At 42.4% G+C, this 302-nt stretch carries 1 protein-coding gene; it reads left to right on the forward strand.

Going from position 1 to position 302, the window contains the following annotated elements; translation table 11 throughout:
* A partial coding sequence (locus HC175_RS22785) for a glycerophosphodiester phosphodiesterase family protein (RefSeq protein WP_262887267.1) occupies positions 1–302 on the forward strand: 302 nt, incomplete at both ends.

Consider the following 302-nt stretch of genomic DNA (forward strand, 5'->3'; position numbering starts at 1 on the left):
ATTGACCAATCCCGATGTTGAGGTAATTGGCCACAGAGGGCATGTCTCTGCCTACCCCGAAAATACTATTGAAGGTTTTCTTAGTGCTGTTGCCATAGGAGCCGGCGCTTTGGAACTCGATCTTGTGATCTCTGCAGATCAAAAGGTGGTAGTTTCTCATGAACCCTACATGAAAGCTGTCTATATGCTCACCCCTGACGGAAAAAGAATTAACAAGAAAAAAGAAAGAGAATATAATCTTTTTGAAATGTCCTACGACAGCATCAGGAAATACAAAAGCGGCCGGATAACTAATTCCAGAT

It is taken from the genome of Salinimicrobium oceani (assembly GCF_012037645.1).